The 16,672-nt window shown below is 62.5% G+C and carries 12 protein-coding genes and 1 tRNA gene; 2 read left to right on the forward strand and 11 right to left on the reverse strand.

The features are described 5' to 3' along the window. Positions 1-161 precede the first annotated feature (161 nt). Positions 162-1,604 (forward strand): aspartate ammonia-lyase, encoded by a 1,443-nt coding sequence (locus GFD18_RS01480; protein WP_163199754.1) that lies wholly within the window; start codon positions 162-164, stop codon positions 1,602-1,604. Between the two features lie 105 nt (positions 1,605-1,709). On the opposite strand, the gene GFD18_RS01485 is transcribed toward GFD18_RS01480, so the two are convergent. From GFD18_RS01485 to GFD18_RS01535, 11 genes are all read right to left on the reverse strand, one after another. Beyond that, positions 1,710-2,606 carry a Nif3-like dinuclear metal center hexameric protein gene (locus GFD18_RS01485; RefSeq protein WP_163199753.1) on the reverse strand — a complete coding sequence of 299 codons (897 nt, stop codon included), beginning with the start codon at positions 2,604-2,606 and terminating at the stop codon, positions 1,710-1,712. Between the two features lie 57 nt (positions 2,607-2,663). Further along, a complete protein-coding gene (gene polA / locus GFD18_RS01490; RefSeq protein ID WP_163199752.1) occupies positions 2,664-5,483 on the reverse strand; it encodes a DNA polymerase I in 2,820 nt (939 codons plus the stop codon). A 10-nt stretch (positions 5,484-5,493) separates the two neighbouring features. Continuing rightward, positions 5,494-6,105: an ANTAR domain-containing response regulator gene (locus tag GFD18_RS01495; RefSeq protein ID WP_100511173.1), complete on the reverse strand. Its 612-nt coding sequence runs from the start codon at positions 6,103-6,105 to the stop codon at positions 5,494-5,496. Between the two features lie 270 nt (positions 6,106-6,375). Continuing rightward, positions 6,376-6,449: transfer RNA gene (locus GFD18_RS01500), tRNA-Leu, on the reverse strand. A gap of 138 nt (positions 6,450-6,587) precedes the next feature. After that, on the reverse strand, positions 6,588-8,030 hold the full coding sequence (gene pyk / locus GFD18_RS01505) for a pyruvate kinase (protein WP_100511174.1): 1,443 nt from the start codon (positions 8,028-8,030) through the stop codon (positions 6,588-6,590). 251 nt (positions 8,031-8,281) lie between these two features. Then, positions 8,282-9,271, reverse strand: a complete 990-nt coding sequence (locus GFD18_RS01510; RefSeq protein ID WP_163199751.1) for a TerC family protein — start codon at positions 9,269-9,271, stop codon at positions 8,282-8,284. 91 nt (positions 9,272-9,362) lie between these two features. Beyond that, on the reverse strand, positions 9,363-9,695 hold the full coding sequence (locus GFD18_RS01515) for a hypothetical protein (RefSeq protein ID WP_163199750.1): 333 nt from the start codon (positions 9,693-9,695) through the stop codon (positions 9,363-9,365). Positions 9,696-9,796: 101 nt separating this feature from the next. Beyond that, positions 9,797-11,908: an excinuclease ABC subunit UvrB gene (gene uvrB, locus GFD18_RS01520; protein ID WP_163199749.1), complete on the reverse strand. Its 2,112-nt coding sequence runs from the start codon at positions 11,906-11,908 to the stop codon at positions 9,797-9,799. 51 nt (positions 11,909-11,959) lie between these two features. After that, positions 11,960-12,586, reverse strand: a complete 627-nt coding sequence (coaE, locus tag GFD18_RS01525; RefSeq protein ID WP_163199748.1) for a dephospho-CoA kinase — start codon at positions 12,584-12,586, stop codon at positions 11,960-11,962. Between the two features lie 157 nt (positions 12,587-12,743). Continuing rightward, entirely contained in the window at positions 12,744-14,225 is a 1,482-nt protein-coding gene (gene rpsA, locus GFD18_RS01530; protein ID WP_100511179.1) for a 30S ribosomal protein S1, read from the reverse strand. A 241-nt stretch (positions 14,226-14,466) separates the two neighbouring features. Continuing rightward, positions 14,467-15,342, reverse strand: coding sequence for a bifunctional methylenetetrahydrofolate dehydrogenase/methenyltetrahydrofolate cyclohydrolase (locus GFD18_RS01535; RefSeq protein ID WP_163199747.1), 876 nt, complete (start codon positions 15,340-15,342; stop codon positions 14,467-14,469). Positions 15,343-15,505: 163 nt separating this feature from the next. On the opposite strand from GFD18_RS01535, the gene GFD18_RS01540 reads away from it, so the two are divergent. Further along, on the forward strand, positions 15,506-16,504 hold the full coding sequence (locus tag GFD18_RS01540) for a metal ABC transporter solute-binding protein, Zn/Mn family (protein ID WP_225432846.1): 999 nt from the start codon (positions 15,506-15,508) through the stop codon (positions 16,502-16,504). Positions 16,505-16,672: the final 168 nt, after the last annotated feature.

A 16,672-nucleotide genomic window follows, 5' to 3' on the forward strand; every position in this document is an offset into this window, starting at 1 on the left:
GTTTTCCCTATGTTAATTCAAGGAAGTGGTGCTCTTGTACGATACGAATGCGCTGCGTATGGTCATGAACTGTTGTTGCAGCCACCCAACGGCAGCAACGAAACATCGACAGCACAGACCGATTCGGGTCTGACACGACCGGACCATGAGGGAGAAACACCATGACCGCTGCGATTCTGACACCAGTACACACCACCGCGACCACCGCCGACGCCACGCGGACCGAGCATGACTGCATCGGCGAACTGCAGGTGCCGGCAAGCGCGTACTGGGGAATCCACACGCAGCGCGCCATCGAGAACTTCCCCGTCTCCGGCGTGCCGGTCAGCCGCCACCCGGAGCTCATCCAGGCATATGCACTCGTCAAGCAGGCGTGCGCCCGCGCCAACGTGCAACTCGGCGGCATCACGAAGACGCAGGGCCGTCTCATCGACACCGCCTGCCGAGACATCTACGACGGAGGATTCAACGACCAGTTCCCCGTCGATGTGCTGCAGGGCGGCGCCGGCACCAGCACCAACATGAACATGAACGAGGTGATCGCCAACCGCGCGCTCGAGATCGGCGGCTACGAGAAGGGCGACTACTCGGTCATTCATCCGAACGACACGGTGAACAAGTCGCAGTCCACGAACGACACCTATCCCGCGGCGGTTCGCCTGTCGCTCGTCTTCGCCCTGCGCACGCTGATTCGCAGCTGCGACGCCCTGGCCATGTCGTTCCTCGCGCTCTCCCACCGCACCGAGAACATCGTGAAGCTCGGCCGCACCCAGCTGCAGGACGCCGTCCCCATGACGTTCGGCCAGGAGTTCGGCGCCTTCCACACCGTGCTGGCCGCCGATGCGAAGAAGCTCAACGCCGAGATCGCCAGGCTGTCCGTGGTGAATCTGGGAGGCACCGCCATCGGCACGGGCATCTGCGCGGACGCGAGGTTCCGCGGCCTCGTGACCAAGGAGCTGCGCAGCGTCTCCGGTGTTTCGGTCACCGCCGCCGAGGATGCGGTCGCCGCGACCAGTGACATGGCCGACTTCGTGGATACGTCGTCGCAGATAAAGCGCCTGGCCGTGCATCTCGGCAAGATCGCGAACGACATTCGCCTGCTGACCAGCGGCCCGCAGGCCGGTCTGGTGGAGATTCATATTCCGGCACGTCAGGCCGGCTCCTCCATCATGCCAGGCAAGATCAACCCGGTGATTCCCGAATGCGTGAACCAGAGCGTGTTCACCGTCATGGGCATGGACACCACGGTCAGCTGCGCCGCCGAGGCGGGCCAGTTGCAGCTCAATGCCTTCGAGCCGGTCATCGCCCATTCGCTGCTCGACGGCATCACGATTCTCGCCCACGCCATGGATACCCTGCGCACCAATTGCGTGGAGGGCATCACGGTCAACGAGCAGATCGGCCTGGCACGCGCCACGAACAGCGCTTCGCTGGCCACGTCGCTCAACGGATACGTCGGCTACGAGGAGGCCGTGCGTCTGGCGAAGAAGGCCCTTGCCGAAGGCCGCAGCGTGCATGACGTCGCCGTGGACGAAGGCGTGGTGCGCAGGGAGATCCTCGACGACGTGCTCGACCCACTGAAGCTCACCCGTCTGAACAAGTGATTCGGCCGAGCGATATTACGTTCGATCAATAACGCGATGCCTCTCTTCCGGACTTTCTGGGAGAGAGGCATCGTCCATTTCGAAAGCCGTCGATGATGCGGAATCCTATGCCAGATGCAGGCTCCACGGGTCGGTGTTGATCTGGGACAACGTGACCGGCATGGCAACGCCGCAGGTTCGCTCGATGGCGTCCCGCACATCGTCCACCAGATAATGGAACAGAGAGCGTTCGATGGCGGAGTGCGGCGTATTGATCAACGCGGGCCGAGGCGTTCCGTCGCCGGAACCGACCTGATGGCCCCGCTCGCGCAGACGGGCCTCATATCGTGCCTGCTGCCAGGCGTCGGTGGCCGGATGGTGACGCAGGTCGCTGGTGATGTACACATCGGCGCCGCTGGCACGAACCTCATCGAACAGCGAATCCCCCGAACCGGGCAGAGTGGCCACGAGTCGCACCGGGGCGTCCGGTTCTCCGGCCACCTGCACGCCCATGTTCGTCTTCGGCAGAAGCTCTGCAACGCGACGGGCCAGATCACGAAGGGCCATGGTCTCGGGCAGTGTTCCCACACGACCAAGGCCGACAGGAAACTTGCTGCGTTCATCATGGATGGGCACGAGCGGCCGCTGGTCGACCAGGCCCAGTCGGTCGGCGAATGCGTGGGCGGTGCCGCGATGGGCCGAATCGGCGTTCGTGTGCCCCACCCACAGGGCGCAATGGTTTTCAATGAGCCGGTTGACGATGTCGCCGCGGAATCCAAGGCCCGAGACCTCATGCACCGACCGGAAGAACAGCGGATGGTGGGTGATGAGCATGCCGGCGCCGGAGGCGATCGCCTCATCCACGGTCTCGGGTGTCGGGTCGACCGCGCAGTGGATTCTGCGCACCGGCCATGAGGGATCTCCCACGATCAGCCCCGGAGCGTCCCAATCTTCTGCATAACGCAGCGGATACAGTGTCTCCAGAACGTCCACGACCTGCTTCACATCGATGGAATCAACCATGGGAATCCTTCCTTAAGTTCCTTAAGGCCGGTGCGACCGGCTATGGGTTTGCGGGAATCAGTGCGCGGCAAGCTGCCAGTCGTCGCCGATGCCAGTGGACACGTCCAGCGGCACGTCCAAATCCACCGCGTGTTCCATGGCGTCGCGAATCAGCACCGTGACCTGCTCGCTTTCGCCGGGAGCCACCTCCAGCACGAGTTCGTCGTGAATCTGCAGGATGATGCGACTGCGCATGTTGTGTTCACGCAGTTCGGCATCCGCCTTGATCATGGCGAGCTTCATGATGTCGGCCGCCGACCCCTGGATGGGAGCGTTGAGGGCTCCGCGTTCGGCCGCGTCGCGGACCCGTCGGTTCGTGGACCGCAGTCCGGGGAAATACCGGCGGCGTCCGAACATCGTCTCCGTATACCCCTTGTCCTTGGCCTCGGCCACGAGTCCCTCGAGATAGTCATGGACCTTGCCGAACGTGGCGAAGTACTTCTCCTTGAGCACGTCGGCCTCGGCCGGGGAGATCTTCAGCTGCTGGGCCAGTCCATACGTGCTCAGACCATATGCGAGGCCATAGCTCATCGCCTTGACGTGGGAGCGCTGGTCGCCGGTGATCTCATCCATCGGAACCTCGTAGACAAGCGAGGCCACGTACCGGTGGAAGTCGGCTCCCGAACGGAACGCCTCGATCAGCGACTCGTCGCCGGAGCAATGCGCCATGATGCGCAGCTCCACCTGCGAGTAGTCGCAGCTCAGCAGGGAGACGAATCCTTCGCCGGGCACGAACGCGCTGCGAATCTCACGACCGGCCGCGTTGCGGTTGGGAATGTTCTGCAGATTCGGGGCGGCGGAGCTCAGACGTCCCGTGGCGGCGACGGTCTGCTCGAACGTGGTGTGGATGCGGCCATCATCGTGATTGACCTCGTCGAGCAGGCTCTGCACGATCTGCTTGAGCTTGTTGGTCTCACGATGCCTCAGCAGCGCCACGAGGAATGTGGTCGCCCGTTCGTTGCCGACGTTGCGCACGACCATTTCCTGGAGTGCTGCGGCGTCGGTGGTGTATCCGCCGGTCTTGGTCTTGCGTGTCCCGCGAAGCTGCATGTCGTCGAACAGTACGGCCTGCAGCTGCTTGGGGCTTTGCAGGTTGATGCGCCTGCCGGCGGCCTGCCACGCCTGTTCCTGGGCGTCGCGCGCCTCCGTGGCGAACCGGTCACGCATGCCGATGAGCCGGCCCTCATCCACGGCCGCGCCGACGGATTCCATGCCGGCCAGTACCCGTGATACGGGAAGCTCGATCCTGCGCATGATGTCGTCCTGCTTGCGGTCGAGCGTCATCGGTCGCAGATGCCGGACCAGCGCGGCCACGCACGCCGCATGATGCGCCGGGATCTTCGCGGCCGTGGCATCGCCGTCATCGGAGTCATCATCCAGATCGAGCGACAGCTCGCCCTGGGACGAGGTCTCCTCCTCTTCGACATGCAGGTCGAGGAAATGCTCGGCGGCGGCATCCAACGAATCGGGATGGAAATCCGATTCCACAAGGTATCCGGCCAGCTGCGTATCGAACCATGGCAGCGGCACCTCGATGCCGGCCGCCGAAAGAAGATGGGACTGCTCCTTGTACCCGTGCATGGCAAGTCCGTCGGCATGCGCGGCCGCCAAGGCAGCGACGACGTCCGAGACCAGGGACGGCCAATCGCCCTCCAGCACGACGGCATGGTTGTCGGGGGCCAGAAGGGTCAGGGATTTCAGCGTGCTCACACCGTACCGGGTGGTGCCTTCCGCATGCAGCACCCAGAACGGGTCCGCATCCTGCCGATCCGCGCCGGTCGCAATGTGTTCGTCGACCCACGCGCGCACGGAGGATTCCACGTCGGTCGAACCGTCGAGAACGTCGACAAGCGGATCCTCGAAATCGTCCTCGACCGTATCGTCCGTCGCGGCTTTCAGGCTCTCGTCCTCGAATCCGTCGGGAAACGCCTTGAGCACGCGGCTTTTCGTACGCGGACCGAATTCGAGCTTCGTGAACAGGTTGTCCAATGCCGTAATGTTCGGCGGCGAAAGCACCAGTTCGCCGATGTCGACTCCAAGGTCGAGATCACGCACCAGGGCGTTGACCCGTCGGTTCAGTTTGACCTGCTCGATGTTCTCCCGAAGGGCCTCGCCCTTCTTGCCCTTGATTTCCTCGGCATGTTCGATGATGCCGTCCAGCGAGCCGTACAGGTTCAGCCATTTGGCCGCGAAGCCGTCGCCCACGCCGGGGACGCCGGGAATGTTGTCCGCCGTCTCGCCGCGCAACGCCGCCAGATCGGGATACTGCTGCGGCGTGACCTTGTACTTGTCCACGACCGACTGCGGCGTCATATGACGCAGGTCCTTGAAATGATGGCCGGGGTACAGCACCGTGATCGAGTCGTCGATGAGCTGGAACGCATCCCTGTCGCCGGAAAGCACGAGCGTACGGAAGCCGGACCTCTCCCCCATGGAGGCCAGCGTACCAATCACATCGTCGCCTTCGAAGCCCGGCTTTTCGATGTAGGTGACACCCAATGCGCGGAGCATGTCCTGAATGACCGGTATCTGCGGAAGCAGGTCCTCCGGCGCCGCGTCGCGTGTGCCCTTGTACTGGGGCAGCAGCTCATTGCGGAACGTGCCGCCCTTGACGTCGAAGGCCACGGCGACATGCGTGGGCTTGTTGTCGAGGATGACACGCGTCAGCATGTTGGCAAAGCCCCATACCGCGTTGGTGGCGAAGCCGGAGGATGTGGTGAAGTTTTCGGCGGGGAGGGCGAAATACGCCCGGAAGGCCAGGGAATGGCCGTCCACGACGAGCAGTGTCTTTTCTGCCGTCGCCTCCCCCGCTATCGTGTTTTGCGAAGACAGAACCATGGACCTGCTCTCAGCCCTGCACCTGCTCGATGACGGCGTCCGCGACCTCCTGCATGGTGAGTCGGCGGTCCATCGAGGTCTTCTGAATCCAGCGGAACGCCTCGGACTCGGTCAGACCCATGTTCTCCATCAGCAGGCCCTTGGCACGGTCAACCCGCTTGCGGGCCTCGAAACGCGCCTTCATGTCGGAGACCTCGTCACGCAGCGCGTTCATCTGGTCGAAACGGCTGATGGCGACCTCAAGGGCGGGGAACAGCTTTTCGGGAACGAACGGCTTGACCACATAGGCCATGGCACCGGCGTCGGCTGCCTTCTCCACAAGATTCTGCTGGGAGAACGCCGTCAGCATCACGACCGGAGCGAGATTCTCCTCGGCGATCTCCTTCGCCGCGGTGATGCCGTCCTTTCCGGGCATCTTGACGTCCATGACGACCACATCGGGCACGAGCTCCTTGACGAGGTCCACGGCCTCCTGGCCGCTGGCCGCCTCACCGACCACGTCGTATCCGGCGCCACGCAACGACTCCACGATATCCAGACGAATAAGGGCCTCGTCCTCTGCCACGACTACGGTGCGACCCTTGGAATCGTCGACCATTCCATCAACGTCAATGTCTGCCATTTCCGACCCTTTCAACTGATTGAATACGGGTGACACTTCACTCCATTGTAAGAAGACACGGCAGAGAGGCATTTCTGTTCGACCCGTCATGGACGGACAGAGGGGACGCCTCCGATATGTCTCCAATTACGGAATTCTAGTTGCCTTTTCCTGTTGCAAGTGTATCAGAATAGCATCCGCCGGCGATTGCACGGAATTCGCGTGTTTCACCACGTCATGGAATACGAAACAGAGCCGGAAACATTGGATTTCCGGCCCTGTCGATATCCGTGCCCCGGGTGGGACTCGAACCCACACTGTACAGATTTTGAGGCTGTCTCCTCTACCAATTGGGATACCGGGGCGGCACCAGATGTACATTACACCATGTTCATGGTTCTGACAAACACAAGAGGCCTGCCTGCGTGTCTCAAGGACACGCAGGCAGGCCTCTTGTCGTCACCGTTCATACGGCGACGACGACATCAATCCGATGCACGGAATCAGGCCTTGTGGCCGACGGTGTGCACGTAGATGGAGTCGGTGCTGCCCGGCTTGTGATCGCCCTGGGAGCAGCTGAGCACGACGATGTGGTCGCCGTCCTCGACCTTGCCGGCGGCCTTCAGGGTGGCGTCGGTGAGGGCCATGACTTCCTTGCGGGTCATGTCGTGGTAGTCCTTGTCGAGCAGGAACGCCTCGGTGCCCCAGCTCAGAGCCAGCCAGTGGTAGGTGTGCTCGTTGGCGGTCAGGGCGTAGATCGGGGCGGCCGGACGCTCGCGGGAGACACGGTGCACGGTGTCACCGGTCTGCGTGAAGGCGACGATGGCCTTCGCGTTGAGCTTGTCGGCGAGATCCACGGCGGCGGAGGAAACAGCGCCGGACTTGGACATGTCGAGGTTCTTGAGCTCCGGGATACGGTCGAAGCCGTGCTCGGTGGCGTAGCCAGAGATGCGGGACATGGTGGCCACGGTCTCGGTCGGGTACTGGCCGACGGCGGTCTCGTTGGAGGTCATGGTGGCGTCGGCGCCGTCAAGCACGGCGTTGGCGCAGTCGGAGGCCTCGGCGCGGGACGGAACCGGGGAGTGGACCATGGAGCCCAGGACCTCGGTGGCCACGATGACGGGCTTGGCGTACTGACGGGCCAGCTCGATGATGCGCTTGGTGGCCAGCGGGACCTCTTCCAGCGGGCACTCGACGGCCATGTCGCCACGGGCGGCCATGATGCCGTCGAAGGCCTTGACGATGTCCTCGAGGTTCTCGAGGGCCTGCGGCTTCTCGATCTTGGCGACGATCGGGATGCGGCGGCCTTCCTCGTCCATGATCTCATGGGCGCGGTCGATGTCGGAGGCGAAACGCACGAAGGACATGGCGATGATGTCGGCGCCGGTGCGGATGGCCCAACGCAGGTCGGCCTCGTCCTTCTCGGTCAGGGCGGGCAGGCTCACGGCCACGCCCGGCAGGTTGATGCCCTTGTGGGAGGAGACCGGTCCGGCCACGACGACCTTGGTGTGGACGTTGTTACCTTCGACCTTGGTGACCTCGAGGCGGACCTTGCCGTCGTCGATCAGGATCGGATCACCGGGGTGGCAGTCGCCCGGCAGGCCCTTGAACGTGGTGGAGGTGATGTGCTCGTCGCCTTCGATGTCGTCGGTGGTGATGACGAACTCCTGGCCTTCCTTGAGGATGACCTTGTCTTCGCCTTCAGCGTTCTTCTTGAACCAGCCGCAACGAATCTTCGGGCCCTGCAGATCCACCAGGGCGGCGACATTGCGACCAACGGTCTTGCCGGCCTCGCGGAGGTTGTTGTAGACCCTCAGATGATCCTCGGGCGTGCCATGGGAGCGGTTCAGTCGAGCGACGTCCATGCCCGCTTCGACGAGCTTGGTGATGTTCTCGAGAGACTCGGTGGCGGGTCCGATGGTATCTACGATCTTGGCTTTACGCATATTGCCTGCCTATTCCTTCTAGACGGACGGGGATCAGGGAACGTCCCCGCTGTTGCCATGGATTAGCTTACTAGCTGTTCAAGACCTGATTGATAACCGCGACGGCGTGTTGCATGAACACCTGATGACGCGCAATGGACGCCAGGACGCGGACGGTCGGTCAGGATTGGACACGATAACAATAGCAAAACGCCCCGTCCGCGGATACCGCGTGACGGGGCGAGGGCCCAAAGGCCGAGGATGGCGCCGAATCAGTCCTTTTCGACCTGGGCGTCGATCTTGCGCATCTTGAGCACGCTGGCAAGGGCAGCGGTGCCGATGGACACGACGATGACGGCGAGCGAGAGCCATGTGGGCACCTCCGGCACGGCATGTATGGGCTGGCCGCCGTTGATGAACGGGAGCGTATTGGCGTGCAGGGCCTCCATGATGAGCTTCACGCCGATGAAGCCGAGCACGACGGAAAGGCCCACCGGCAGGTAGACGAGCTTGTCGAGCAGTGCGCCCAGCAGGAAGTACAGCTGCTGAAGGCCCAGGAGAGCGAATACGTTCGAGGTGAACACGATGAACGGATCCTTGGTCAGACCGAAGATCGCGGGAATGGAGTCGAAGGCGAACATGACGTCGGTGGTGCCGATGGCGAGGAACACGATAAGCATCGGGGTCCAGTACTTCACGCCGTCCTTCGTGGTGCGCAGACGTTCTCCGTCATATTCGTCGGAGATGCGGATGACCTTGCGCAGCGTGGAGATCAGGGCGTTCTCGTGGTATTCCTCGTCGTCGTCCTTGCCGAACGCGAGCTTGAACGCCGTGACGAGCAGGAACGCGCCGAACAGGAAGAACACCCAGGTGAACCGCGTGATGATCGCGGCGCCGAGCAGGATGAAGATGCCACGCAGCACCAGCGCGATGGTGATGCCGATGGACAGAACGAACTTCTGCAGCTGCTTGGGCACGGCGAAGTTGGCCATGATGATGACGAACACGAACAGGTTGTCGATGCTCAGCGAGTATTCGGTGAGCCAGCCGGAATAGAACTCGATGGCGGGTTTGGCTCCGGCGACCCCCCATACAATGCCGCCGAAAATCAGCGCCATGACGACGAAGAACGCGATGTGCTGCACGCATTCCCTGGTGGACGGCACATGCGGACGCCGTCCGATGACGAACAGATCGATGATAAAGAACACGGCGAGCACGACGAACGTGCTCACCATAAACCACAGTGGAGTCTCAGCCATGTGACATCACTATACGGAAGATTCGTGACGGCGCAGAAACCGGTATGGAAATTCTGACGTTTTTTTACAAAGCCGTCGGCCCCGCGACTTCCTATATGCCGTCGGACCGGCGATCGGAGGACCGCTCCTCGGAAGACGGGCGGCTCTGCGCGGTCCCCCTGCCGCCCCTGAACGGGTCGAGCAGCGTCGAGGCGTCGGACACACCGAGCATGCTGCGACCGCCGGTACGTTCCGGGTGGAGGTTCAGGTACAACGTGGAAAGACCGGCGGGAACCATGACGACAAGCAGTATCAGCGACAGCCACCAGCTGTATCTGACGCCTACGAACACCAGCATCGCCGCGGCGAGAACGACCACCACCGCATATGAGGCGATGCGTCCCAGACGCGAATCGCGACCCGTCCGGTTGTCCTTGGCCACCATGATGCTCCTTTGCTCGTCGTCTCCCGGCTCGCCGCGTGGTGCAGATAGTCTGTGCCACGCGGCCGTCCGCAATCGATACTACCCCGTCGGGCCTCCGACGGCTATTTCTGCGCTTCGGTTATCTGTCGCAGCTCCTTCTTCAGGTCGCGGATCTCGTCGCGTAGTCGGGCGGCGAGCTCGAACTGCAGCTGCTCCGCCGCGGTGTGCATCTGTTCGCTGAGCTGCCGGATGAGGTCGGCGAGATCCTGCGCGGGCAGACCGGCCTCAAGAATCTCCCTGTGCCGCTTGTCGGCTTCGTCCGCGTTGAACGGCGGCACGCCGAGATGGGAGTTTCCTGCCTTGTTCGCATTGCGGTAGCCGCCTTCGAGCAGGGTCTGCGTATCGACATCCTCCTTGGCGAGCATGTCGTTGACGTCGCTGATCTTCTTGATCAGCGGCTTCGGGTCGATGCCGTGCTCCCTGTTGTATTCGATCTGCTTGGTGCGACGGCGGTTGGTTTCATTGATGGCCTTGGTCATGGCGTCGGTACGGTGGTCGGCGTACATGATGACCGTGCCCGACACATTACGGGCGGCGCGTCCGATGGTCTGGATAAGCGAGCGGTATGACCGCAGGAATCCTTCCTTGTCGGCGTCGAGGATCGCCACCAGCGAGACCTCCGGCAGGTCGAGTCCCTCGCGCAGCAGGTTGATGCCGACGATCACGTCGATCTTGCCTTCCCTCAGCTCGCGCAGCAGTTCGACGCGACGCAGCGTGTCGACGTCGGAATGCAGATACTCCACCTTGATGTCTCGTTCCAGCAGATAGTCGGTGAGGTCCTCGGCCATCTTCTTGGTCAATGTGGTGACCAGCACGCGTTCGTTCCTGGCCACGCGGTCCTTGATCTCGCCAAGCAGGTCGTCGACCTGCCCTTCGACGGGACGCACGTCGATCTTCGGGTCGACGAGGCCGGTCGGCCTGATGATCTGCTCCACCACGCCGTCGGAAAGACCGAGTTCGTAGTCGCCCGGCGTGGCGGAGAGGTAGACGGTCTGGCCGATGCGTTCGAGGAACTCGTCCCACTTGAGCGGTCGGTTGTCCATGGCGCTGGGCAGCCGGAACCCGTGTTCGACCAGCGTGCGCTTGCGTGAGGCGTCGCCCTCGTACATGGCGCCGATCTGAGGAATGGTCACATGGGATTCGTCGATGACCAGCAGGAAATCGTCGGGGAAGAAATCCAGCAGGGTGTGCGGCGGCGTTCCGGGGGCGCGGCCGTCGAAGTGCCGCGAATAGTTCTCCACGCCTTGGCAGACGCCGATCTGCGTGAGCATCTCCAGATCATAGGTGGTGCGCTGGGTGAGTCGCTGCGCCTCGAGGTCCTTGCCCTGCTTCTTCAGCTGCGCCACACGCTCGTCGAGCTCCTCGCGGATGGTCTTGAGCGCGCGTTCCATGCGCTCCGGACCGGCCACATAGTGCGATGCGGGGAAGATGTGCACCTGCGGCTCGTGCGCTATCTCGTCGCCGGTGAGTGGATGCAGCGTCGAGATGCGGTCGATCTCGTCGCCGAAGAATTCGATGCGGATGGCCAGTTCCTCGTAGACGGGGATGATTTCAACGGTGTCGCCGCGGACGCGGAACGTGCCTCGCGTGAAGGCGATGTCGTTGCGCTTGTACTGCATGTCGACGAATTTGCGCAGCAGGTCGTCACGGTTGATCTCCTGCCCTTCCTCGAGGAACAGCATGCGGCCGGCGTATTCCTCCGGGGTTCCCAGACCGTAGATGCAGCTGACCGTGGCCACCACCACACAGTCCCTTCGCGTCAGCAGATTGGCGGTGGCGGCGTGGCGCAGGCGCTCCACGTCGTCGTTGATGTTCGAGTCCTTCTCGATGTAGGTGTCGGTCTGCGGGATGTACGCCTCGGGCTGGTAGTAGTCGTAATAGCTCACGAAGTAGCTGACGGCATTGTCGGGCATGAGCTCGCGGAACTCCGCGCACAGCTGCGCGGCAAGCGTCTTGTTCGGCTCGAGAATCAACGTCGGCCGTTGAAGACGCTCGATGAGCCAGGCCGTCGTCGCGGTCTTTCCTGTGCCGGTGGCGCCCATGAGCACCACATCGTTCTCGCCGTTCTCGATGCGCGTGGCGAGCTCCTCGATGGCCTGGGGCTGGTCGCCGCTTGGCTTATAGGGCGATTTGACCACAAAAGGTTTGTCGATGCGTTCGATGTTGTATCCCATTGCCCCACCTTGCCCCGTGCCGCATGGATTCCGCGGCCGGTTGTTCGCGAACTAATATGACGGATGCGTCAGTACGCGATACAGCCTATCAACATCCTCGAACATCTGTTCGATGGGCTTTGTGGAATCGATGACGTAGTCGCTGATGTCGAAGCGCTGCTGCTGCGTCGCCTGGTTACGGATGCGAGCCTCGGCGGCGGCTCGTGTCATGCCACGGTTCCTGACCATGCGCCGGATTCGCGTTTCCTCGGGGGCCTCCACGGTGATGATGGCATCGAAGTAGTCCCAGCGTGACGTCTCGACCAGCAGGGGGATGTCATGAATGACCAGGCGCCGCGTGCCGTCCTTGGGTTCCGGATGCGAATCGATCCACTGGTACTCCAGTCTGCCGGCCTCACGGAACACGATGGGATGGACGATGCGGTTGAGCTCGCGCAACCGCCCGGGATCGCCGAACACATGGTCGGCCATCCATTGCCTGTTGAGCTCCCCGTCCCTTCCGCGGGCATGGCGTCCGAAACACGCGATGATCTGCGCGAGTCCTTCGCTGCCCTTCCTGACAGCGTCACGGGCGAGCTTGTCGTAATCGATGACATAGGCGCCCAAATCGACGAATCGCGACGCAACCGTGCTTTTCCCCGCGGCGATGCCACCGGTCAGACCGACACGTGTGAACATGCATGCTCCCTTCCGGATGCCGGACGACAGCGCATCATCGCCTTGCCGAACCGCTCCGTTCTTCCCTGTCTACATCTGCCAGTCTACAGAGAAACCCGGTTGCCATGGGTAATGACAACCGGGTTTCTCATTCAGTCAGTCAACGCTGAAGGCTGGCTCACTTCTTCTCGTTGAGCAGCTGCTCGCGCAGGGCGGCAAGCTGGTCGGAATCGGCGAGAGTGCCTTCGGACGTGCTCTCGGAAGAGTAGTTGGAGGTCTCCTCGACCTTCTCTTCCTTCGGCTCGCCCTGGCCGTCGGCGGCGGCGGAAGCTTCGGCGTTCTCGAGCTCCTTGGCCACGAACTCCTTGTGCTGCTCCCACAGGTCGTGGGCGGCGGCGTACTGGGCTTCCCACTCCTCGCGCTGCTTCTCGTAGCCGGCGATCCACTCGTTGGTCTCCGGGTCGAAACCTTCGGGGTACTTGTAGTTGCCCTGCTCGTCGTACTCGGCCGGCATGCCGTACAGAGCCGGGTCGAAGTCCTCGGAGGAGATGTCAACGGAGTCGTTGGCCTGCTTGAGGGACAGGGAGATGCGGCGACGATCGAGATCGACGTCGATCACCTTGACGAACACCTCTTCGCCCGGCTTGACGACGGTCTCCGGGTTCTCCACGTGGCGGTTGGCCAGCTCGGAGATGTGCACCAGGCCCTCGATGCCGTCGTCCACGGAGATGAACACACCGAACTGGACGATCTTGGTGACCTTGCCCTTGACGATCTGGCCGGGAACGTGGGTGCGGGCGAAGCGCTGCCACGGATCCTCCTGGGTCGCCTTGAGGGACAGGGAGATGCGCTCACGGTCGAGATCGACGTCGAGCACCTCGACGGTGACCTTGTCGCCGACCTTGACGACCTCGGACGGGTGGTCGATGTGCTTCCAGGAAAGCTCGGAGACGTGGATCAGGCCGTCAACACCACCGAGATCGACGAAGGCGCCGAAGTTGACGATGGAGCTGATGACACCCTCGCGGATCTGACCCTTCTTGAGCTGCGAGAGGAAGGTCTCGCGGACTTCGGACTGGGTCTCCTCGAGGTACTGGCGACGGGACAGGACCACGTTGTTGCGGTTCTTGTCGAGCTCCAGGATCTTGGCCTGGATCTTCTGGCCGATGTAGGGGGCCAGATCGCGCACGCGGCGCATCTCGACGAGGGAGGCGGGCAGGAAGCCGCGCAGGCCGATGTCGACGATAAGGCCGCCCTTGACGGCTTCGATGACGGTGCCTTCGACAACGCCATCGGCTTCCTTGATCTTCTCGACATCGCCCCAGGCGCGCTCGTACTGGGCGCGCTTCTTGGACAGAATCAGACGGCCTTCCTTGTCTTCCTTGGTGATGACAAGGGCCTCGACGGTGTCGCCGACCTCGACGACATCGTCAGGATCGACGTCCTTCTTGATGGAAAGCTCGCGGGAGGGAATCACACCCTCGGTCTTGTAGCCGATATCCAGGAGCACCTCGTCGCGATCGATCTTAACGACGGTACCTTCGACCAGATCACCATCATCGAAGTTCTTGATGGTGGAATCGACTGCCTTGATGAAGTCCTCTTCGGTGCCGATGTCGTTGATGGCAACCTTGGTGGCTTCAGTGTTGTTCTCTGCCATGTAAATATATGGTTTCTCAATAGATGGATGGATAATTACTCGATATTCAGTTATGCACGCATACTCCCGTACACGCAAGTTTCAAGAGTAACGCCAGGCATGGTCAAAAGGGGTATAAGGAATTCGGGCGTGTCGCGATACGACACGCCCTCATACAACCTGCATACCTCGGCTCCGTGGTGTCGCCTCGGCGTCGCCTACGGACAGTCCACCGGACTGCCCGCCTGACGGCGTCGCGGACTCAGAGCGAGCGCTCGGCGATCTCGACCACGTTGCGCAGCAGCATGGCACGGGTCATCGGCCCGACGCCGCCGGGGTTCGGTGTATAGGCGCCGCATACCTCGCGGGCGGCTGGATCGACGTCGCCGAGAATCCTCGACTTGCCGGTCTCGGGGTCGGTGACGCGGCTGACTCCGACGTCGACGAGCACGGCGTCCGGCCTGACGTCCTCGGGCTTGACGAAGTGCGCGCTGCCCATGGCCGCCACGATGACGTCGGCCTGCCGCATCAGCTCATGCACGTTCCTCGTACCGGTGTGGCACTGCGTGACGGTGGCGTTGATCTCCTTGCGTCCGATCAGCAGTCCGATGGTGCGCCCGATGGTGATGCCGCGGCCGAGCACTACCACATGCTTGCCGTTCAGGTCGATGCCGTTCATGGACAGCAGCTCCACGACGCCGCGCGGGGTGCAGGGAAGCGGGGTGGACAGCTCGCCGCGGGGGTGGAGGACCAGTTCGCCGAGGTTGTACGGATGCATGCCGTCCGCATCCTTGGCGGGATCGATGAGGTCGATGATCCTGTTCTCGTCGATGCCCTTGGGCAGGGGCAGCTGCACGATGAATCCGGTGCATGCGGGGTTCTCGTTGAGCCTGCGGACCGCCTCGGCGATCTCCTCGTAGCCGGCGTCCTCGGGAAGCTCCTCGGCGATGGATGCGACGCCCACCTCGGCGCAGTCGCGGTGCTTGCCCGCGACGTACTTCACCGAGCCGGCGTCATGGCCGACGAGCAGCGTCCCCAGCCCCGGGGTCACGCCCTGCTCCTTGAGTTTCGCCACGCGCTCGGCCAGTTCGGCCTTGATGGCCGCGGCGGCCTGTTTGCCATCCAAACGTTGTGCCATATCCGTAAATGTCCTTCCGTGTCGCCGGATTCGATACTCCGCATCATAGGCTATCGTGAAAACAGCCCGATGAACGATATTATGCGAACGCATATTCGGGGATGCGACGAGGATGTTCCCGAACGGTTTCCCGGGCCGGCAGCAGAAGGCGGTGTTGATTGTTATGACGTTGTTCACCATGTGGAATGCCGCGGCACGCATGCGGGGCGCGGCGGCGGCAGTGATATGCGCGGCCGTTCTCGTGTCGGCGGGCTGCGGATCGGGAACCCGGTCGACGGAGGAGGGTTCCGGCTCGACCGCGCAGTTCGACCCGATCGCCGTGGTCGCGTCGATCAACCAGTGGGGCATGCTCGCCAAGGAGGTGGGCGGCGACCAGGTGCGCGTCACCTCCATTCTCGGATCCACCAACGTGGACGCCCATGACTTCGAGCCGAAGACCAGCGATATCGCGACCGTGTCGAAGGCGAAGGTGCTGGTGGCGAACGGTGCCGGATATGACGAGTGGGCGACGAAGGCCGTCAGCGGCGACACCACGACGGTCACGGCGGCCACGACCGTGGGAGCATCGGACGGGGACAATCCCCATCTGTGGTTCTCGAAGGACGCGCGCAAGGCCATGACCAAGGAGCTGAGCGAGGCCTTCTCGAAGATCAAGCCCGACAGCAAGGATTATTTCTCCAAGAGGCTTGCCGCATGGCAGAAGGACGAGGACAAGCTCGAGGCCTCCATGGACTCGTTCTCCAAGAAGCACCCTGAAGCGACCTACGCCTCGACCGAATCCGTGGCCTATTATCTGATGAGCGACCTGGACGTCAAGGACGTCACGCCCAAGCAGTACGCCCAGACGATGCTCAATGGCGGGGAACCCGCGCCCGCCGACGTGCAGGACCTGCAGTCGTTGCTGGAGAAGCACAAGGCGGGAATGCTCATCAATAATCCGCAGGAGGCGTCCGACACCACCAATCTCATCACCGGCACCGCCCATAAGTCGGACGTCCCCGTGGTGGACGTCACCGAGCAGGTCCCCGAGCGCTACGACAACCTGGTCGACTGGATGAATGCGCTGGTCACGGAGTTCGACAAGGCCCTGGCCTCCGACGCCACGTCGGCAGCGACGACACCGGAGCCGTCATCCTCGGCATCGGACGGCGGCTCCAAGTAGTTCCGGCCGGCCGGGACGAACGGCAAAACCCAAACAGGCTCAAGGCGCCCGTGACCTGCGGTCATATCCGTGGGCCACGGGCGCCACGCGTTTGGGCCGCAACACGGCGGAGTGGACGAAACACATGAATATTGATTACTATTCTCATTAGCAATATCGCCATACTCC

It is taken from the genome of Bifidobacterium saimiriisciurei (genome assembly GCF_010667655.1).
Classification (GTDB): domain Bacteria; phylum Actinomycetota; class Actinomycetes; order Actinomycetales; family Bifidobacteriaceae; genus Galliscardovia; species Galliscardovia saimiriisciurei.